We start from the raw sequence: 18,640 nt of genomic DNA, 5'->3' as shown, positions 1-18,640 counted from the left end.
CAAGCACGCCAACGCCGCCGGCCAAGTCGATCGGCAACCTTACTTCGTCAGCAGGTCGTCTTCCAGCTCACTCAAACGCCCGGGATAACGGGCGCGCAACACGAGGAACCAGGCAAGCCCAAGGGCCAGCAGAGCGAGAAACACGTAGGGAAGCGACGCATAGACGCCATCCGGCACCGGGTACACGCTGCCTGCGAGCGGAATCGCCAGCAGCACCACCGCGACGATGCTGATGAGCACGTGCACGGCCTTCAGCTTGCCCCGACGACGCAGATACAAGGGAGCGCCGATGGCGACCAGCACATAGGCGAGCAACCACCCGTAGGTCGCAATCGAGCTCAGATAGCCATACGAATCCAGCAGCGCGGTGCCGTGAGCCGTAAACACCAGCGCCGTCGCCAGCGACAGCAGCGCAACGAGCGCGACCGCGATATGCGGCGTGGCGTTGGTCTGATGCGCGCGCCCCGTTACCTTGTGCAACACGCCCTGACGGCCAAACGTATAGATGATGCGTGCCGCCGCATTGATCGACGAGAAGAACGCGGCGAAAAAGCTCAGCGCCACGCCGGCATCGATCAGCACGCCGATCCAGCCTGCGCCGAGCCTGTGCGCGAGCACCGCCAGCGGACCGTCGACGTGATCGAGCGCCGGTGTCTGCCCCTGGAACGCGCTGACGAGTCCGTATGCGCCCACCACGAAGAAAATCGCCGGCCCGACCACACTGATGAGCACCGCGCGCGGAATCGCCTTGAACGGGTTCTTCGCCTCTGCGCCAAGCACGGTCGCGCTCTCGAATCCGGTGAAGCTGAAAAACGCCAGCACCATGCCGAGCTGCAATTGAGCCGGTTTCACACCTTGCAGCGTGACCTGAGCCTGATCCACGGGATGGTGGCTGATGGCGATCGTGCCGATCACGACGCCCGCGATCAACACGAGCGTTGCGAGCTCGACCAGCAGCGTAAAGCGTGTCGACAGTCGGATGTCACGAAACGTGATGTACCACGCGGCGAATGCGGTAACGACGGTGAGACCGAGTGTCGTGGCGAGCGCGGTCGTGCTGCCAAGCAGGCCCACCTCACGACCCAGCACGAGGAACGCGCTGATGGTGCCTTGCAGGATGCCCGCTGCCGCAACCGCATACGCGATCAGCAGCGACCATCCGCAAATCGCCCCCCAGATTGGACCGATGCCAACTGACACATAGGAATACAACGAACCCGGCGAGGCGGAATCGCGCGCAAAGATCGAGATGCTCCACGAGGAGAACAGCAAAGCCACGATGGCGAACAGGTAGGCAAGCCAGGTGCCGTTCCCGGCGGTGGTGTAGACAGCGGGAATCAGCACGCCAATGCCGCCCGATACCCCCACGAGGCCGATAGACTGCGCGATCAGTTCGGGCAGATTCAGGTAGTTGCGCCGCAGTCCGGCAGTGTGTGGCCCGTCGGCCGGCAGTTGCGTTGCCGGCGCGTTGATCGCTTCAAAAGTCATGGGTAGGCTCCCTGTACGAACGATAATGAGTGTGGTTTCAGATACGGAATCGTGAGCCGTAGTGGCTTTCCGCTAGCCCAGCCTCGCGGCCAAACAGCTTCTCGCGCAACGTCCCTTCGCGGTAGGCGCGCTTGTACACGCCTCGTCTCTGCAGTTCGGGAACCAGCAGGTCGGTGATGTCGGTGAAGCTGCCAGGATTGACGACGGCCGCGATGTTGAAGCCATCGGCATCGGTCTCCTCGATCCACGCCTGCAATGCGTCCGCCACCGTGGCGGGCGAGCCGACGATAACGGGCCCGTCGCCGCCAATCCCGCAGTAGTCGGCGATCTCGTTGACGGTCCATGTCCGCCCGGGGTCTGCGGTGGTGAACGCCTCCACGGCAGACTGGATCGCATTGCTCTCTACGTGCTCCAGCGTCTGTTCAGGATCGAAGCCGCTCAGGTCGATGCCCGTCCACCCCGACATCAGAGTCAGTGAGCCGTCCCGGCTGATATGGCGCCGATAGTCGTCGAACTTCGCGCGCGCCTCGCCATCGGTCGGCGCGAGCACCACCGTGATCTGGTTGAAAACCAGAATGTCGTCTGCGCGACGGCCCTGTCGCACGGTTTCCGCCCGCAGCGACGCCACCTGACTGCGCAGGATGGCGCGCGTTGGCGCTGCGACGAAGATACATTCGCCGTGACGCGCGGCAAATTGCTTGCCGCGCGCGGACGCGCCCGCTTGAAAGAGCACCGGCGTGCGCTGCGGGGAAGGCTCGCTCAGATGGAAACCGGGCACCGTGAAGAACTTGCCCTCGTGTCCGATCTCGTGAACCTGCCGGGGATCCACATACATGCTGCGCTCAGCATCCCGCTTCACGGCACCGCGTTCCCAGCTCCCTTCCCAGAGCTTGTAGCAAACCTCCAGGTATTCGTCCGCCAGCTCGTAGCGGTTGTTATGTGTCAACTGCGCCGCCTGCCCCAGATTGCGCGCGCCGCTTTCCAGATAGGAGGTCACGATGTTCCAGCCGATGCGCCCTCCGCTCAGGTGGTCGGCGGTTGACATACGGCGTGCGAACGGATAGGGATGCTCGAACGATACCGACGCAGTCACACCGAAACCCAGATGGCGCGTGGCCGCCGCCATGGCCGAAACCAGTTGCAGCGGATCGTTGATCGGCACCTGGGCCGCGTTGAGCAGGGCCGCGTCGGGGCTTCGGCCATACACGTCGTACACACCGAGCACGTCGGCGATGAACACCCCGTCGAACAGGCCGCGTTCGAGCGTGCTCGCCAGTTCGACCCAGTAACGCAAGTCCGTGTAACGGTGCGACTGGTCTTCAGGGTGTCGCCACAGGCCTGCGGAAAGATGGCCCGGACTATTGATCGTAAAGGCGTTGAGCCTGATTTCCTTGCTCATCCGCTTCAATTCCAGGAGTGACGTGCAGGCTTGATGTCATTGAGGTAGTAGTTGCCGATCGCGTGATACTTCCAGCGCACCGGGTCGTGGAGCGTATGCACGCGCGCGTTGCGCCAGTGGCGGTCGAAGTTGTATTTGGCCAGCGTGGATTTGCTGCCACCGAGTTCGAACAACTTGCTCGCGGCGAGCAGCGACACCTCGGTTGTCGCGATCTTCGCTTCACCTACTGCTATGGCCGCCTGCGCGACCGTTTCCTCGTTGGGATCGCGCTTCGCGATATCGACGAAGCGCCCCGAGCGTTCGAGCAACGCTTCGGCGGCATGCACCCGCCAGACGATGTCGCCGATCTGCGCGACCGTCAGCGGATCCTGCGACGCGCGCTCGACACCGCTGTCGATCCACGGGCGCGCATGTTGCTGGACGAACTCGATCGTGTCCTGGAGCGCGGCGCGTGCAATGCCGAGATCGATCGCGGCCGTCGTGATCTGGGCGAACGGTCCGGCCAGCGTCGGACGATCGTAGGAGCGCTGCGTATGGAAGATCTCGAACGGGCTGACACGCACGTTCTCCGCGATCACGGTGCCGCTTGCCGTCGTGCGCTGACCAAAACCGCTCCAGTCGTCCACGACGGTGAGGCCCTGGGCTCCCTGCTTCACGAAAACCAGCACCGCCTGGTCCTGCTCGTCGAGCGCGAGCACCGGAATCCAGTGCGCGAAGATCGTGCCGGTCGAATAAAACTTGCGGCCGTTCAGTACGTAGTCGTCTCCGTCGCGGCGAACTCTCGTCTGGATATCGAGCACGTTCTTGCCGCCAGCCTCGGAAAACGCGTTGCCGTAGCGTGTCCCCTTGAGCACCAGGTCGAAGAAGAAGCGTTTTTGGGCTTCGCTGCCTTCGAGACGGATGTCTTCGATCAGGCAGAAGTGATTTTGCGGAATCTGTCCGATCGAAGGATCGGCTTCGGAAATGATCGCAATCACCTGCGCGAGCGTGACGTTCGATACTTCGGCGCCGCCGTATTCCTTTGGCACCGTAATCGCCCAGAGTCCTGTCGAGGAAAAGAGTTCGATTTCGTCGTGCGGAAGCTTGCGATCGCGATCGCGCAATGCCGCATTCTCCTTGAGCTTGATGGCGACCTCACGCGCTACGGCGAGCGCCTCAGCGTCGGAACCAATGACCGGAACCGCCTTGTGTTCCTGCGCCTTCAGAGTGGGTTCGAGAGTGTCCGTAGTCATTTTTCTTCAAGCCTAGATAAAGCGGCCGGATCGACAATCCGGCCTGGATGATTCTTTCAAAATAAATCAGGAGTACGAGATAGCAAAGCAACAAATTCTTGTATGCTATTCAGCACTCAAACGACATCGATTCAGCCAGCCTTCAGTAGCTGCGACGCATTCGTATAGAGCAGTCGTTCGAGCCGATCTTCGCGAAAGCCGATTGCGAGAAAATCCTCAATGCTTTGGTCAATCGGCCGGAATGGGTAGGACGATCCAAACAGCAACTGATCGCCCAGGAAGCCATTGGCCGCTTCCACGTACGCCGTGCTGCCCGCCACGAAAAGGTACATGTCCGGCACGAGGAAAACATTCGGATAGCGAAATGCCAATCCGAGCGCCTGCTGCACGTTGGGCCAGAATCCGTGGTAGCACACGATGCGAAGTTGTGGAAATGCGCGAGCCACCGCCGCGACGGGGCCTGGATCGTTGAAGCGCGGGTCGGGCGTGGTGGGCCCGGTCATCAGAAAGACCGGCACGCCGAGTTCGCTGCACCGTTCGTAGATCGGGAAATATGCTTGATCGTCGGCAAAGCGCGCCGGTTCGCCAAAGCCCGGCTCGATGTCGATGCCCGCGAGCCCGAGTATCCGGACCGCGCGTTCGACCTCCTCGAGCGCCTGCGTTTCGCCTTGCAACACAGGATCGACCGATCCGATACCGATCAGCTCCTCATGCCCATGCACGATTTCGTGAATCCGGTCATTCGGCAGATGCTGAGCCGGCGTGTGGCGGCCAACCACCACCGCGTGCGCCAGGCCCGCGGCCCGTACCTGCTGCAGAAAGCCTTCGGGCGTACGCGACGCCGCGTAATGCTCCTGATCACCGCGCGTTCCCACGCGGGAATTGAGCCATCGGGCAGTCTCGTTCTCCACGCTGCCCGGTGTGGCGCCGAAAAAATCATGGAGATACGCCGGCCGGCAACGCATGTCGATGACGCGATGGCCGGTGTGCGACAACGTCGGTCCTGCTTTGGCAGGTTGGCTCATAATCTGTTTCCCTGGATAGGTGTTGTGCGGCTACGCGCCGTCCCCGGATAGCGTGTCGCGCCGGGCGCTGGCAGGAACCAGAACATCTCGAGGTTCATGCATCGCTCTTCTTCAATGCCGGTTCTGACTGAGGCGCGACGCGCCGCGGTTCGCCAATGTCGCCGGATCGTACGAGACGGGCCCGGACCACGTTGCGGCTGATTCCCAGCAAACGCGCGGCTTCGCTCTGGCTATGGTGGCCATAACGGAACACCTCGCTGAACACGGCCTCTTCGATCACCTGATGAAGGTTTCCGGTGCCCTCGTCGCAGAGCCGGCGCACTGCCGCGCGCAGCGCGTCGAGCCCCGAGGCCGGCGTTGCGGGCGCGGGTGAGCTGACTTCGGGCGCGGCGCCCGGCGCGTGCCCGGCACGCGTGCCGCTGTGGCGCGCCGGGAAGCGCAGGTCATCGGCGCCGATTTCGCCACCGTTCGACATCAGCAATGTGCGATGCACGACGTTCTCGAGTTCGCGAACGTTGCCGCGCCACGCAAAATCGGTCAACACGCGTTCGGCGTCTTGTGTAAGCGACGCGCCCGAGTAATTGAGCTGCCGGCTGTATTCCTTGATGAAGTAACGCGCGAGCGGCACGATATCGCCGCGCCGCTCGCTCAAGGGCAAGACCTCCATGTTGACGACATTGAGCCGATAGTAGAGATCCGCCCGGAACTGGCCCGCGGCGATACGCTCCTCGAACCTGGCCGTGGTGGAAGCCAGCACGCGAACGTCGACGGGAATGCCCTTGCTACCGCCGTGACGAATCACCTCGCGGTCTTTTAGCGCCCGCAGCAGCTTCGTCTGCACAAGCATCGGCAAGTCGTCGATCTCGTCCAGAAACAGCGTGCCGCCGTCCGCCTGTTCGAAGCGCCCGCTCTGCGTGCCGAACGCGCCCGCGAAGGCGCCGCTTTCATGGCCGAACAACTCGGCGTCCACCAGCGCTTCGGAAAATGCTCCGCAGCTCACGGTCAGGAAGGGGCCGTGCGGACGCAGACTGCGGCTATGAATGTAACGCGCGACCAGCTCTTTTCCTGTACCCGGTTCGCCGCTGATCAATACGCTCGCCTCGCTTGGCGCGACCTGCTCGATTTCGGCCAGCAATGCTTTCGAGCGCGGGTCCTCGAAGATCCAGTCCACCAGTGCGGACTTGCTTTCCGGCTCCCCCGGCCAATGCGACAGGATTTGCATTGCGCCCACTCAGGAATAGAAGGAAGGTGCAGGGATCTCGTCGTTGACGGCCCAGTCGCCCAGTTCTTGCAGCTTGTAGTCGACCGGGTCGTGCAACGTCTGCGTGCGCAGATTGCGCCAGAACCGGTCGAGCCGTAGCGCGCCATGCGTGGCGCGCGCCCCTGCAACCTCGAACAGCCCGCTGCTCAGATCGAGCCCGACGCGGGTCGCGGCGACCTTCGCCGTCGCAACCGCGACCGCTACCCGGCCGCGCGCGTTCGCATCGAGGGCGTCACCGCGCGACCATGCCTCGTCAAACAACCGTACGGCCTGTTCCACCAGCAACCGGACGCTCTCCAGCCCGACCCACGCTTCACCGTAGTGCCGCAGCGTATGCGGGTCCTTGCCCGCCTCGTGCGCGGGCGACCGGAACCACGGGCGAGATTCGTGCCGCGTGTAGTGTTTCATCTCGGCAAACACCCCCTCGCCGGTACCGAGGAACAGGTGCGCGAAAATCAGTTGCGCGAGCAACGGACGCAGACAGGCAAAAGGCGTGCTCAACGGCCCGGGTTCGAGCAGAAGCTCGCTTTCCTCCACTCGCACCCTTTCGAACAACGCGCTGCCACTGTCCGTCTGGCGCTGTCCAAAACTGTTCCAGTCGTGGTGAAGCGTAATGCCCGAACGCGACGTCGGAATCGCGCCGATCAGCAGCTTGTGGCTCTGTGCGTCGAGGCCCGAGGCCACGAGCATTTCCGAATCGATGGCGCCGGAGCAAAAGCTCTTCTTCCCCGAGAATTCGTACCAGTCATCGAACCGCTGGACGACGGTGCGTGTATCGAGCGGATTGAGCGCGTTGCCCCAGAACCAGTTCTTCCGGGCGGTCTGCTCGAACCAGCGCTCCCACTGCTCCGGCCGGCCAAAGAGGCGCACGGTCGCGAGCAACAAGTGATGAAACCCGAACACGTGGGCAATCGAGCTATCGACGCGCGCGAACGTCCTCACGACGTCCAGTGTCGCCGCCCAGTCTGCGCCCTGACCACCGTACTGCGTGGGAATCGAGAGTGCGAGCAGGCCGCTGCGGCGAATCGCTTCGCGCTCGGCTTTGGGCGTTCCACCCTGTTCGTCGCGCTCGATTGCGCTTGCCGCAAGAAGCTGCGTCAACTCCTGCACTGACTGCGAAGCGGTCGTGGAAAAGGATTCAGTATTCGCTAACATGATGGGATCGACCGAACGCGTCAGGCAGCGAGACTCTCGGGCGCCCCGAGACTCGCCTGCGGAAAGAGCCCCGCGATGATGGGCAACGCCTGCCCGACCACCAGCGCAATGCGCGCTTTCAGCGCCGGGTCCGTGATCTGGTAGTCGGTGAAGTCATCCGTGCATGCGTAGACGCCAGTGGGCAACACGAGCGACTGGAAGAAACTGAACAGGGGGCGCAATTGATGATCGATCACGAGTGCATGCCTCGCGCTTCCGCCCGTTGCCGCCAGCAGCACCGGCTTGCCGATGAGCGCGTCGACCGCGACAAGATCGAATAGATGCTTGAAGAGTCCCGGGACGGAGCCGCGAAAGACCGGCGCGCCGACCAGCAGCACGTCGGCTTGCTCGATTGCGCGCAATGCGTTGTCAGCCTGCGGGGATAGCTGGTCGCGCGACAGCGCCGTGCCGATGTCGGACACCAGGTCGGCGACTTCGATGACACGCGTACGCACGGAAAGTGCACCGGCCAAAGAATCACCCAGCGCGGCGAGCAAAGTCCCGGTGCGCGAAGGACGATAAGGACTGCCGCTGACGACAACCAGATTGATGGATTGAGACATGGGAGGCCCTCGTTGAGGCGCTGCGGCGCAGGGTCGGCGGAACACGATGAGACCAACACCCATCGGCCCGCAGCGTCGACACTGCGCGAGGCAAGTTGCTTGAATAAACGTTGTATCGGCAACCTCTGCTACAGAGGTTGTTGTCTGATACACAGTTTACGAAGCCGCCTCCAACCCTCCCTACCATCAAGTTTTCAAATGCTTATGCCATTTTTCTCATTTACCCTACGCGCTTGTTTTTATTCGCATTTCCAGACATGAGCGGTGAAGCCGAAAGCGGTTCCGACCCGAAGACAAGACTCGGCGGTTGTGACGGCTGCGTCGCCAGCAGCAAATTGCACGCGGAGCGTTTCTGGAGAAACGGAGAAAGCACTTGCAACCGATCCGGACAACGCGTGGACAACCGGATGCGTTTGCACGGCGAAAGGGTAACTCACGGTCAAACAGCATTTCAGCGTACAAGACACCCGCATGATTCCCGGCGCTATGTTGCCGTTTCATCGCCCGCGGTCACCCGGACGGGATCTCTAACGCGTACGCCAAGCTGTGCCGCAGCGCTGCCGCGATTCACGGCGATCTCGACGAGCCCGATCGAGTTCTCGTACCAGAAGGCCTGACCGGCCATTGCTTCGGAAAAGACGCGGGCATAGTCGACAACGGCATCCGCTATGTCCAGCCGTGCGGACCCCGGCACAGTGCCAGCCCGCAACCCAGTCAGCGCATTGCCGTAGTGATCGACGTAAATCACTTCGGCTACATTGCCCGCAGCCAGTTGCACGCGCAACCCTGTCGTCTCAACAAGCTTGTCGGCAGGTAACTCGCCGCGGCTGAGCCATGCCGCCATCGGGGCGAACAGATCGCGACCATGAAATGAGGCGGAGAGCGCGGCGGGACGCCATGTGATGCGCCAGGTCTGGGTGCGAGCCGCACGCGCCGCAACGACCGAGAGCAGCCCGTTGTCCGGCCCGACGAACCACTGCCCGTCAGCTTGCAGCACGACTGCATCCCGCTCGCTACCCACGCCCGGATCGACCACGGCCAGGAAGACACAATCCGGTGGATACCACGGCGCCAGCGCCGCGAGTAGATGCGCGCCTGCCTGCGCGTCATAGTTCGGGGCATCATGCAGCACGTCGATAATTGAGGTGCCGGTTGCTGCGTGTTGCAGCAACGCGACCCGGACCTGCCCGACATAGATGTCGTCGGCCCCGAAATCGGTAAACAGTGCGAGCGTCATATAGGTTCCTTGCAATCCTGTGCCGCCTCGTCGGTCACGGGGCGCGCAGCGATCCTGTGCTCGTGTGCCGTGCAACATGACGGCGGCACCACGCTTGCATCATGCCGCAAACGCTCCCGCCTGATGCGCGACGAGCCGCGCATAGGCCCCCTGCCGCATCAGCAATTCGCCATGCGGCCCGGCCTCGACGAGGCCTGCCCTGTTCGACGACGAGGATCGTGTCTGCATTGCGGATGGTCGAGAGCCGGTGCGCGATGATGATCGACGTGCGCTGCGCCATGAGCGCTTCCAGCGCGTCGCGAATCTGTTGCTCGCTGATCAGCGTCGTGCGTCCACGCGTCAGCCGGTCGAGCGCCTTCTGGACGATGGCTTCGTTTTCCGCGTCGACCGACGAGAGCGCTTCGTCGGGGTATTCGTCCTTTTCGTGAATTTTCTGGCGGTAACGGCGTTAGAAGCCGCTGGTAGCTAGGCTGAGCGGCCTCACACGCTTTTGCAACTTGACGGTTTTTCAACTGGTTGATCTGAAATCGTTTTCTCGTGCAAACCGCCAGAAAATGCACGGAAAGGACGAATACCCCTATTTGGGAGGCACGACTCCCCCGCCGGGCGTCGCACGCGTGCCCCTCCGGCGTCCGAAGACGTCCCGCTCGGTAAACCCATAGTCGGCTACCTTGGCCCTGATGTCTGCGAGCACTTCTTCAATTTCTGCGAGTCGGGCCGACGCCGCCTGCTCCTCCAAGGCGGCCATTTGCGCTTTCAGTTCCCTGAGCGTAGCCATGATTCCCCCAAGCCGTCGAATATGGTCAGCGCGATCTTAGCCTGCTTCGGTTTTGCGCGATTGACAGCTGGCCCCGAAGCAGCGTGGCGGCCCCCGAAAAACCGCATCAGACAATCCTGCCCGCGGCGAGACGTGCAGGGACCGACGTCGCGCCCGGTCGAGCAACTGGGCTGGGCACGGCTCATGGGTCATACGCAGCCACGAGCGCCGCGACGGGCGGCGCAAGCGATTCTGACCGGCAGCGCGAAGGCAACGAATTCGAAGTGGTGATTCATACCGTGTGGGATGCTGGTCAGAATTTCCGCCAGAATCATAGTGGCGCCCCAAGTCGTCGCGCAAAGCGTATGTGAAGATAAGTTTTCTTATCATAAGGCGCCTGTTTGCGATTGAAACTCTGTAAGATCAAAACGCGCCCGTCCTCTTTGCCGGGCAAGCGCGATGGAATATGAGCACGGTTCGTGCGGAAGGCCACAGACGAACACAGTCCTTATCGGTTAAATCACCAGCAAAGATCACAAGAATCCGCTCACCACGTACCGGCATATCCCATGCCACCGCGTTCTCGAGGCCACATCCGCGCACTCGTATCGATGAGCATCGCCATCGTCGTTCACGACACCGGCACCCGCTGCGTTCGGGAGCCTTTCTATTTCGAGCCATGATTGACTAGACTGGGCTCAGGAGTTCAGTCCCGCTCCAACCGCTCGAAAACGTGCACTGCTTCCACTGTTCAACCGATCAGCAGGGGAATAGCGAAGATGAATCAACTGGTCTATGTGCATGGCGTCGATGGTCCGCGCTCGGACGCCGCGGGCGACGCGCAATACGTCGAGTATCAAACGGCGCTCGCAGCCCGCAACCAGATGTTCCAGAACGAGACGTTCGAAAAATCGGTGACGATCCGAAATCCGCTCTGGAGTGTCCATGCCGCCCACCCCGCGTGGAATCTCGCGTGCGTTCCGGGACACGTGCTGAAAGCCGAAGCAGGCAGCGCACCGCTCGCCATCGGCGGCATCCTGGGCGGGACGACGGGCGCGTCGCCGCTTCAGCCCCCCGGCGATACGCTCGCCAGGGCAGCGAAGAGCGATCTGGACGCCGTCGTCGGCTCGCTCTCTTCTATCGCAATCGAGCAAGCGCAAAGCTCCGACCCCGCCGCCGTGGAAAACGCCGTGCGTTTCTGGAGCGCGGCGGCAAGGGCGCTCGAAAATCCGGAAGCGCGCAAAAGCCTGACCGGCGCGACCGACGACAAGGATTTTCTCGACCGCTTGCAGGTTGCCGCGCGCCCCTTCCTGCAGGACCAGTCGCTCTCGCTCTTCGACAGCGTGCGCAGCGCCGCGACGCAGCTAAAGGGCGCGACCACCGACCTCGTGAACAGTCCGGCCGTGCTCGCGGTACGCGGCAAGCTCACTCCGCAGTTGGCCATCTTCATTGGCGACGTTTTTACGTATCTCAAGGCGGGCGCCGCGCGCGATGCCATCCGCGCGGAGATCCGCAAGTATTTGATTCCGGCCGCAAGCGCGGCGAACGCCGCGCACAGCCGGCTCATCGTGTGCGGGCACAGCATGGGGGGCGTCATTTTGTACGACCTTTTAACAGACGTGCCCTTCGTGCAAGGGCTCACCGACGAGCTGGGCGCACCCTTCAAGGCCGATCTCTTCCTCACCGTCGGTTCCCAGGTGGCATTGTTCGAAGAACTGAAGGTCTTCACGGCGTCGAGCGCCGGCTGTGGTGCAAACCAAGGCAACAAGGTGCCGAAGCCCGGCTGCGCGGAACGTTGGTGGAATGTCTATAACCGGCTCGACGTGTTGTCGTTCCTCGCAAAGCCGGTTTTCGAAGACGTCGAGGATCTCGAAGCGAGCACCACCGCCGGCATCACCGACGCCCATAGCGCCTACTTCACGAACCTCGTTTTCTATAGGCGGCTCAACGCACGCATGAAACAAGCGGGGTTTTTGCCATGACTCAGATCTTTCAGCGCGCGCCCGGGGCCGCGCCCGCGACGCATGCCTTCGTGATCGGCTGCGGCCGGTTCCCCGAGCTTGGCGAGGCCGCTACGCGGCAATCGACCGTGGCCGGCGCGCGTGCGATTGTCCGCTATCTGCTCGATCACCAGGACGAATTGACGGCGCCGCTCGCATCGATCGAATGTTTGCTGTCCGATCCGGACGCCGACGCCGGTGCCGATCAACTGGACATCGGCAAGTTCGCCAACGATCCACGCGCCGATGACGGCGTGAGTGCCGCGACGCGCGTCAACGTCGAAACCGCTGGCAACGCATGGCTCGCCCGTTGCCGCCCCAATGACAGCATGTTTTTCTACATGTCGTCGCACGGCGTTGCCGAGGCGGATCTCAGCGTGTCCGGGCTGCTGGAAGACGTGCTCACCAATCCGTTCAACCAGTGGGGCGCCTCGCTCAACATTGGCAACCTCGCGACCAATCTGCCGGTGATCGGCGCGAGCGCGTGCTGGGTCTTTCTCGACGCGTGCCAGGAACTGGTCGATAGCGTGCTGTCCGAGTACGACGGCCTTGACGGCGTCGTACTGGTCAAGGCGAAATTCGGGAAGATAGCGTCAACCCGGGTTAGGTCGCTCGCGCTTGCGGGTTCGCGTTTCGGCCAGCTCGCGTGGGGCCCGGACAGCCACGACCCGCCATACTTCACGCAGGCCTTGCTGCGCAGCTTCGAAGCGTGCGTTGACCGTGACAGCAACGGCGCATGGGTCGTCACCGGCGAACGGTTGCTCTGCAACGTGCCGAAAGTCGCGGACGCGGCCTTCGGCTATTCGACGCTGGACGTGGAGGCGCTCACTAAATTCGCGAACCAGGCGACGCTGGTCACCGTGCCGCATGCCCGCATTCCTGTGGTCGTGCGTACCGACAATCTCGCCGACATGGCGTACCTCACGCTGATCGAAGCCTCGGATGGCCTCACGTTCATCCAGTCCGCGCCACTGCAAACGAACTGCTTTCTCGAAGTCGCGCCAACCGGCACCGAGTTCGAGGCAAGACCCACCTTCAGCGGTGCGCAAGCCTATCGTCCGGCGAAGTTTCACGCCAATCCCTGTGCACAGATAGTCAGGTTACTGCCATGAACGATGAAACGGCGCGCACCGTCGTGATCCAGCCGCCGGGCCAGGGGGCCTATCGCATCACCGTCGTCGGCACGCAGTCGCAGACGGTAAACCGCGTTTTTTCCGCGGCGGGCGAGCCCGTCGAGATCGCGCTCGGACCGGACAGTTACAACGCGACCATCGAAAGCGCGAGCAGCGGCGGCATCACCTCTCAGGCATTCACAGTGGCACCGGCCGGCGAAGGCGATGCGTCCGCCTCGGTCCAGCTTGGCTCAGACCCGGATTTTGCGCCGAGCAGCGCGTTGACCTCGCTGCCAAGACCGCGCCGGAGCGGGCTGCTGAGCGTCCTGAGCGACCTGAGCGAAAGCGCATCGCAACGGGTGGTGTCGCCGCAGGATTGGTCCGGCCTCTCCAGCCCCTCGCCCGAGAATGCGCCCAGCCGGGGCTTGCCGGCCGGCAACTTGCCGCTCTCGTTGCCGGAACACGCCACGCGTTTTCAGGAGCCCGCGCCGTTCCCGCTCAACTTCCCGTTCCTGACCCAAGCGAACCTGGAACAGCGCACCTTCACAGTCAGTCTGTCGAGCGCGGATCTCGCCGATACGGAGCAGCCCGACGTGGTCGAATGGCATGCGGCGCAAGCGCAGATCGAAGTCGCGCAGTCCTGCGACAGCGAAGTCATGTTCAAGCTGGTGCACGGCCAATGGCCGTGCCGCGCGGCGCTGCGGCTGACGATTGCCGTGGAAGGCCGCGCTCCCTGGCGTGTTGGCGTGCCGGTGATGGACGAAGGCGTCTGGCTGACGTTGCGGCCCGCTGTCGCTGCGTCGCGCCCCGATCTCGTCGTGACGATGCGCCCCGTGAACGAACTGACGGCCACGCTGATCGGCGCGGTGCAGCGCGCCCTGCCGAGCGAGGTCGATTCGCTGCTCGTCGCGTCCGCGAAGGCGATTGCCGATAACGATTGGCACAGCGGCGATAAAGACACGGCAGCCGCTCTCGAAGCGTTGATGACGCACGGCGCCGCACCGTGGGCAAGCGTCGCGGCAGCATTGCTCATGGCGCGCACCGGCCAGATCGCCGACGCGGCGCAGATCGCGCAAACGCTCGGTGCGGCGTACGACTGGGTCGCGGATGCCTCCGTTGCCGCGGCCTGGGCCTTCGCAGCGGTCGCCGACAACGACGCCGATAGCGGCAGCGACGATGCCGGCATCGCGGCGCACTGCCTCTCGCTGCTCGCGCATGCGCGCAGACTCGGACCACCCTGCCTTGCTGCTAGCAACACGCTGGCGCTTCAGATGCTCTCGTCGATGGCAATGAACGCCACACGGGAAACCGACGCCAAAGCATGGCGCGATGAACGGCGCCTCTGGAGCACCCGAAGCCGGCGCGCCGTGCCCATCGGCGCCTTTTTTGGCTGGGAAATCGAAGCCGCTTCGCCTCCGCTCGCACTCCAGGCGTCGAGCGATAACGTGATTGCGCAAGGCAGCGTCACCGGCAAAGATCTGCGGTGCACGGTGGCCGAGACGGCATAGGCGCGTGCGATCACGCGTCGAGCGCGGTCGCGATGATGGCTTTCATGAGTGCGCCCTCGCGCCCCGGCGCGAGGCGCGCCATCAACGCACGAAAAGTCACGCCGTCTATTGTCTCGACGATCGCGCACAGTGCGTCGAAATCGCTGGCCAGTACGGCGCTCGCCTGTCCACCGCCTTGGGCGAGGTGCGCTTTCAGCGTCGCCGCGTAGTACCCGGCACGATCGGGATCGTTGGCGGCCCGGATGAGTGCCGCGGCCAGGCGATGCGCCACGCCGATCTCGGACTCCGCGTCCGCGGGGAGATAGCGGTTGGCGAGATTGAAATGGCTGATGGCGACAAGCCGCGCGTCGCCGCCCTGGTATTTGTAGCGCAGCGCCCTGGCCTCGAATTCGCGCGCCTGCTTCATGTGCTTACGCTTCTGTTCGAGGGTGCCGAGCGCCGAATAAAGATTGCCGAGTTCGGCAACTGCATTTTCCGACTCGAACACGTTCTTGCATTCGAGAAGCATCGCGTACGCCTCGGCGTAGCGCCCCAGATCGATCAGCGGGCCATTATCGTTGAATCGGTTGCGCGCCAGTTCGAGCGGCAGGGCGCCACGCCGGCGATGGGCGGCGCGCGCCTTGCCGTTGTACTTCAGGGAAGCGCGCCACGCGGCGCGCGCGCGGGTCTCCCAGTCGAGCGCTTCCGTGCCCTCGTGGCTCATTGCCGCAGCGAGGCAAGCTCTGCCGTATTGAGACGCGGCGTCGCTCGCCGTATCGAAAATCACGTTGCGCACGTTCCAGTCCAGCATGGCTTCCAGCGGCCCCGGCTTGCCCGCCGCGATCATTCGCCGGCGCAATTCGGGCAGGTGCGTCAACACCTCGCCGTACTGTGCCTTTTGCGCGAGCAACTGAAGCTGCTGCCCGAGCGCGGACAACTCGCTCCACGTGCCGGCCCCGGCCAGGCTCGCATAGCGGTGATGCAGCTTCGCATAAGCCTGCGCTTTCTCGATGTCTACGGACTGCCAGGCATTCGCAAGATCTTTGCACACCGGCGCCGCCACCGCGAAGTTGTCCGCGCGCTCGGCCGCATCGAGCACGGCCTCCCAGCGCTCCACGGCTTCGCGCCAAAAGCCGGCCCGATCCAGCACGCTTGCCAGTAGAGTCTGGGTGATCAACGCCTTCGGTGTTTTCGCGGTGGCGGCCGCCATGCGCGTGACGACGGGAAGCAACATCGCGGTCGCGCGCGGCGAGTCGTCCACGCGCATCACCCGCTCGATCATCTGCGAGGCAAGATCCCATTCGCCGTTGCGCAGCAGATAGGGAAACGCGGACCAGCCTGCCAGCGCGACCGTGGCGCCGGCACTCGCCACCCGCGCCGCATTGTCCATGGTCACGCGCATGAGGTGATACCAGTAATTCACCATCACCTCGTCAACGCGCGTCTGGAATTGCACGCCCGCCTCGGCCCGCCCGGCGCGCGCCACCTCCGGGTGAATCGCGAAGGCGGCGTGGGCACGTTGCCCCGCGGCGGCGCGCAGCTCGACGAGCCCGCAGCTTTCGAGCCGTGCGATCGCCGCGCGCATGTCCACATGCTGTGCGCCGTGAGATGTTTCGCGCCATAGCGTCGGCCAATTGGCTTCGACGACCGCCCTGCGCCGGTCGTCCGGCTCCATTGCGCAAAGCAGATGGAACACCGTTCTCACGGACTTCGAGAGCGCGCGAGACAGCGCGCGCGTCCAGCTATCGAGCTGATCGAGGAACGCCTGAACGTCGCGGTGGGTTTCGCCGCGAACCAGGTAAGCGTCGGCTGCGTCCGCATCGGCCTGCCCGGGACCTCCGATGTCTCGCAACCGCCGTGCGAGGCGTTCCGGCTCGGCGGCGAGCCGCTCCGCGAACGCGATCAGCTTCGGGTGGCCCTGCACCGCCCGCAAGGTGTCGCGCAACAATTCGCGGCCGCGCGCGGCACGGACAGTGGGCGAACGGCCTTCGAGCAGCGCCCCCAGATTGGGTAGCTCGCGGATCAGCAGCAAGGTTTCGTCGAGCGGCAAGGCATGCACGGTCAGTAGAACGAAGGAAGCGGGCATGCCGGTGGGGACGATGCGGCTCGACATCGCCACGCGCGACGCACCTCCGTGATCGTGGAAGGCGCGCATCAGCATCGACCAACGCTGGTCACACCAGTGACCACTGGCCGTCAAAAGCGTTTCCACGTTGTCGATCACGATCAGAACGGTGCTCGTCTCCAGCGTTTGCCGAAACACCGGCAGCCATTGGGCCAGCGCGGCCTCGCTCGCCACGGCATGAAGCATGGCGATGCCGGGCAACTGCGTTTCCATCGCGAGCGCGAGCGCGCTCAAGGTCATCGAAGCGTCGGCGTTCAATTCGGGCGCCCTGTACCAGACGACCCGTTCGAAGCGAGCCGCCCGGAGATGATGCCAGGCAAGTTCCACCACGCAGGCGGTCTTTCCCGCTCCCGCCATGCCGTGAAACAGCACGCCCCGGCTGGTGGCATGCTCCGCGAGCGCTTCGCTCGCTTGCGTCATCGCCCGCACGCGGCCAACGAAGTGCCGGGGCTCCGCCGCAAACGGCGGCACCGCAGGCACCGCATCGCGAGCCTCCAGACTCGCGTGCGGGTGCACGGCAAACCTCAAGTCGGCAGCGTGCCTGCCGAGCAACATCGGCATGGTCATGGATAACGGAGGGTCCGGCGCAGAGCCGCTCCGGCCGAGCGCACGCAGCGCGTGTTCCGAAGCGATACTCGCGGCGCGCGGCAGCGCCTCGCCGCGTTCGAGGAGGCGCTGATAGAGCGCGTTGGTCAACAACGCGGCGTATTGATCGTCGACCGCGTAACGCGTGGCGAGCACGGCGCAGTCGAGGCCGCGCTCCAGCACCCACGCGGGCATTTGCGCGAGACCCTGCTCGACGCGGCCGGCGGCCTCTGCATCGGCGTCGGATTCGCCAGGTGTGTCGGGCGCGCCAAGCCAGCTCAGCGTCGCGCCCACGCTCGCCGAAGCGGAATGGCACGCAACGAGCACGACCAGCTTCAAACGCCCGGTGGTCACGCTGAGCATGCGCACGATCGCGTCGGGCGTCACGGGGTCCGGCGCCCCATCGGACCGCTCGAGGAGCAGCGCGCCGCTCGTTCCGTGGCCAGCGAAATGGACGATGTCCCAGCCGCCATCCTCGCCCAGCAGTTGCTCCAGCCGTTTGCGCGTGACGCCGTACTGTAGCGCCCGCAGTTCGACGCGCCGGCCTTGTGCAGCAAGCCGGCTCACGAGCGACTGCAGGTGTTGCCGCTCACCGCGCAGGTTGAGCGGGCTGCCCGCGGGCGGCACGCTGAACAGCGCGAGAATGCGCAGCGACCCGCCAGGCGCCGGCGTGCGCGCGAGCCCCTCTCGCGCGACCTCGAAAACGAAGCTCACGCCACGCTGGCCGAGGGGCCGCCCGCTCGCATGCGCCAACTCCAGCGGCAACGCAAGCAAGGGCGCGGCTACGAGCGGCAAGACGACCCGGACCAGCGCGTCCGGATTGCCATGCGCAACGATATGGCCTGCGATTGCCGGCCCGAGAACGATCTCGCCCAGCCATGCGCCGAACGCCTGGAGATGACGCTGCTCGTCTTCGTCAGCAGTGTCCGGCGCGCAATGGTAGCGAAGCCACGCGGGCAGGTTGAACAGCCCCTCGCGGCGCCAGTCGCTGTGCGCGAGGGTCACGGCGTGCGCAGCCAGCGTGGCGCCCCCGGCATCCTTGAGATGCCAGCTCCAGTGATCAGCGTCGGTGTAGCCGCTAACCTCGAGAACAAGAGGCGGACGGTGCATGGCAAGGGTCTCCGCGCAGAGTGCGGCGTGTGTCGTGCTGCCAGCATAGGTCATGCGCGGCGAGA

14 protein-coding genes and 1 pseudogene are annotated in these 18,640 nt (G+C 64.0%); 4 read left to right on the top strand and 11 right to left on the bottom strand.

Features of this window, described 5'->3' with window-relative positions; all coding sequences use genetic code 11:
- Positions 1-39 precede the first annotated feature (39 nt).
- From AB4Y44_RS25110 to AB4Y44_RS25070, 9 genes and pseudogenes are all read right to left on the bottom strand, one after another.
- A complete protein-coding gene (locus AB4Y44_RS25110) occupies positions 40-1,488 on the bottom strand; it encodes an APC family permease (RefSeq protein ID WP_342924182.1) in 1,449 nt (482 codons plus the stop codon).
- Positions 1,489-1,525: 37 nt separating this feature from the next.
- Positions 1,526-2,887: an LLM class flavin-dependent oxidoreductase gene (locus AB4Y44_RS25105; protein WP_342924181.1), complete on the bottom strand. Its 1,362-nt coding sequence runs from the start codon at positions 2,885-2,887 to the stop codon at positions 1,526-1,528.
- A 5-nt stretch (positions 2,888-2,892) separates the two neighbouring features.
- The gene (locus tag AB4Y44_RS25100) at positions 2,893-4,119 is read right to left on the bottom strand and encodes an SfnB family sulfur acquisition oxidoreductase (RefSeq protein WP_368701169.1); all 1,227 of its coding nucleotides are present in this window, start codon (positions 4,117-4,119) and stop codon (positions 2,893-2,895) included.
- 131 nt (positions 4,120-4,250) lie between these two features.
- A complete protein-coding gene (locus tag AB4Y44_RS25095; protein ID WP_342924179.1) occupies positions 4,251-5,144 on the bottom strand; it encodes an amidohydrolase family protein in 894 nt (297 codons plus the stop codon).
- A 94-nt stretch (positions 5,145-5,238) separates the two neighbouring features.
- Complete coding sequence (locus tag AB4Y44_RS25090; protein ID WP_342924178.1) at positions 5,239-6,366, bottom strand: sigma-54 dependent transcriptional regulator; 1,128 nt, start codon at positions 6,364-6,366, stop codon at positions 5,239-5,241.
- Positions 6,367-6,375: 9 nt separating this feature from the next.
- The gene (locus AB4Y44_RS25085; protein WP_342924177.1) at positions 6,376-7,560 is read right to left on the bottom strand and encodes an acyl-CoA dehydrogenase family protein; all 1,185 of its coding nucleotides are present in this window, start codon (positions 7,558-7,560) and stop codon (positions 6,376-6,378) included.
- A 20-nt stretch (positions 7,561-7,580) separates the two neighbouring features.
- Positions 7,581-8,162 carry an FMN reductase gene (gene msuE, locus AB4Y44_RS25080; protein ID WP_342924176.1) on the bottom strand — a complete coding sequence of 194 codons (582 nt, stop codon included), beginning with the start codon at positions 8,160-8,162 and terminating at the stop codon, positions 7,581-7,583.
- A 484-nt stretch (positions 8,163-8,646) separates the two neighbouring features.
- The gene (locus AB4Y44_RS25075; protein WP_342924175.1) at positions 8,647-9,399 is read right to left on the bottom strand and encodes an SAM-dependent chlorinase/fluorinase; all 753 of its coding nucleotides are present in this window, start codon (positions 9,397-9,399) and stop codon (positions 8,647-8,649) included.
- Positions 9,400-9,498: 99 nt separating this feature from the next.
- A pseudogene (locus tag AB4Y44_RS25070) lies at positions 9,499-9,724 on the bottom strand (lipid ABC transporter permease/ATP-binding protein); the annotation flags it as partial.
- Between AB4Y44_RS25070 and AB4Y44_RS25065 the strand changes: the two are divergent.
- Positions 9,647-9,868 (top strand): hypothetical protein, encoded by a 222-nt coding sequence (locus AB4Y44_RS25065; RefSeq protein WP_368701174.1) that lies wholly within the window; start codon positions 9,647-9,649, stop codon positions 9,866-9,868. The pseudogene AB4Y44_RS25070 and the gene AB4Y44_RS25065 overlap by 78 nt on opposite strands.
- Positions 9,869-9,976: 108 nt before the next feature.
- Here the strand turns inward: AB4Y44_RS25065 and AB4Y44_RS25060 are convergent, their stop codons facing one another.
- On the bottom strand, positions 9,977-10,177 hold the full coding sequence (locus AB4Y44_RS25060; RefSeq protein ID WP_342924174.1) for an H-NS histone family protein: 201 nt from the start codon (positions 10,175-10,177) through the stop codon (positions 9,977-9,979).
- Between the two features lie 758 nt (positions 10,178-10,935).
- Between AB4Y44_RS25060 and AB4Y44_RS25055 the strand changes: the two genes are divergently transcribed.
- Genes AB4Y44_RS25055 through AB4Y44_RS25045 form a run of 3 tightly spaced genes read left to right on the top strand, consistent with a single transcriptional unit; the run spans position 10,936 to position 14,776 of the window.
- Positions 10,936-12,138 (top strand): hypothetical protein, encoded by a 1,203-nt coding sequence (locus tag AB4Y44_RS25055; RefSeq protein WP_368618937.1) that lies wholly within the window; start codon positions 10,936-10,938, stop codon positions 12,136-12,138.
- Positions 12,135-13,268 (top strand): hypothetical protein, encoded by a 1,134-nt coding sequence (locus AB4Y44_RS25050; protein ID WP_368618938.1) that lies wholly within the window; start codon positions 12,135-12,137, stop codon positions 13,266-13,268. The genes AB4Y44_RS25055 and AB4Y44_RS25050 overlap by 4 nt, the downstream gene beginning before the upstream one ends.
- Positions 13,265-14,776, top strand: coding sequence for a hypothetical protein (locus tag AB4Y44_RS25045; protein WP_368701168.1), 1,512 nt, complete (start codon positions 13,265-13,267; stop codon positions 14,774-14,776). The genes AB4Y44_RS25050 and AB4Y44_RS25045 overlap by 4 nt, the downstream gene beginning before the upstream one ends.
- Before the next feature lie 10 nt (positions 14,777-14,786).
- On the opposite strand, the gene AB4Y44_RS25040 is transcribed toward AB4Y44_RS25045, so the two are convergent.
- Positions 14,787-18,575 carry a hypothetical protein gene (locus AB4Y44_RS25040; protein ID WP_368685332.1) on the bottom strand — a complete coding sequence of 1,263 codons (3,789 nt, stop codon included), beginning with the start codon at positions 18,573-18,575 and terminating at the stop codon, positions 14,787-14,789.
- Positions 18,576-18,640 lie beyond the last annotated feature (65 nt).

This window comes from Paraburkholderia sp. BR10937 (assembly GCF_040965695.1).
GTDB lineage: Bacteria > Pseudomonadota > Gammaproteobacteria > Burkholderiales > Burkholderiaceae > Paraburkholderia.
This window is presented reverse-complemented; position numbering and strand designations above follow the sequence as displayed.

Excerpts from the sequence above, each read along its gene's own strand:
- AB4Y44_RS25110 (WP_342924182.1), bottom strand. The coding sequence starts at position 1,488 with ATGACTTTTGAAGCGATCAACGCGCCGGCAACGCAACTGCCGGCCGAC.
- AB4Y44_RS25105 (WP_342924181.1), bottom strand. The coding sequence starts at position 2,887 with ATGAGCAAGGAAATCAGGCTCAACGCCTTTACGATCAATAGTCCGGGC.
- AB4Y44_RS25100 (WP_368701169.1), bottom strand. The coding sequence starts at position 4,119 with ATGACTACGGACACTCTCGAACCCACTCTGAAGGCGCAGGAACACAAG.
- AB4Y44_RS25095 (WP_342924179.1), bottom strand. The coding sequence starts at position 5,144 with ATGAGCCAACCTGCCAAAGCAGGACCGACGTTGTCGCACACCGGCCAT.
- AB4Y44_RS25090 (WP_342924178.1), bottom strand. The coding sequence starts at position 6,366 with ATGCAAATCCTGTCGCATTGGCCGGGGGAGCCGGAAAGCAAGTCCGCA.
- AB4Y44_RS25085 (WP_342924177.1), bottom strand. The coding sequence starts at position 7,560 with ATGTTAGCGAATACTGAATCCTTTTCCACGACCGCTTCGCAGTCAGTG.
- msuE (WP_342924176.1), bottom strand. The coding sequence starts at position 8,162 with ATGTCTCAATCCATCAATCTGGTTGTCGTCAGCGGCAGTCCTTATCGT.
- AB4Y44_RS25075 (WP_342924175.1), bottom strand. The coding sequence starts at position 9,399 with ATGACGCTCGCACTGTTTACCGATTTCGGGGCCGACGACATCTATGTC.
- AB4Y44_RS25060 (WP_342924174.1), bottom strand. The coding sequence starts at position 10,177 with ATGGCTACGCTCAGGGAACTGAAAGCGCAAATGGCCGCCTTGGAGGAG.
- AB4Y44_RS25055 (WP_368618937.1), top strand. The coding sequence starts at position 10,936 with ATGAATCAACTGGTCTATGTGCATGGCGTCGATGGTCCGCGCTCGGAC.
- AB4Y44_RS25050 (WP_368618938.1), top strand. The coding sequence starts at position 12,135 with ATGACTCAGATCTTTCAGCGCGCGCCCGGGGCCGCGCCCGCGACGCAT.
- AB4Y44_RS25045 (WP_368701168.1), top strand. The coding sequence starts at position 13,265 with ATGAACGATGAAACGGCGCGCACCGTCGTGATCCAGCCGCCGGGCCAG.
- AB4Y44_RS25040 (WP_368685332.1), bottom strand. The coding sequence starts at position 18,575 with ATGCACCGTCCGCCTCTTGTTCTCGAGGTTAGCGGCTACACCGACGCT.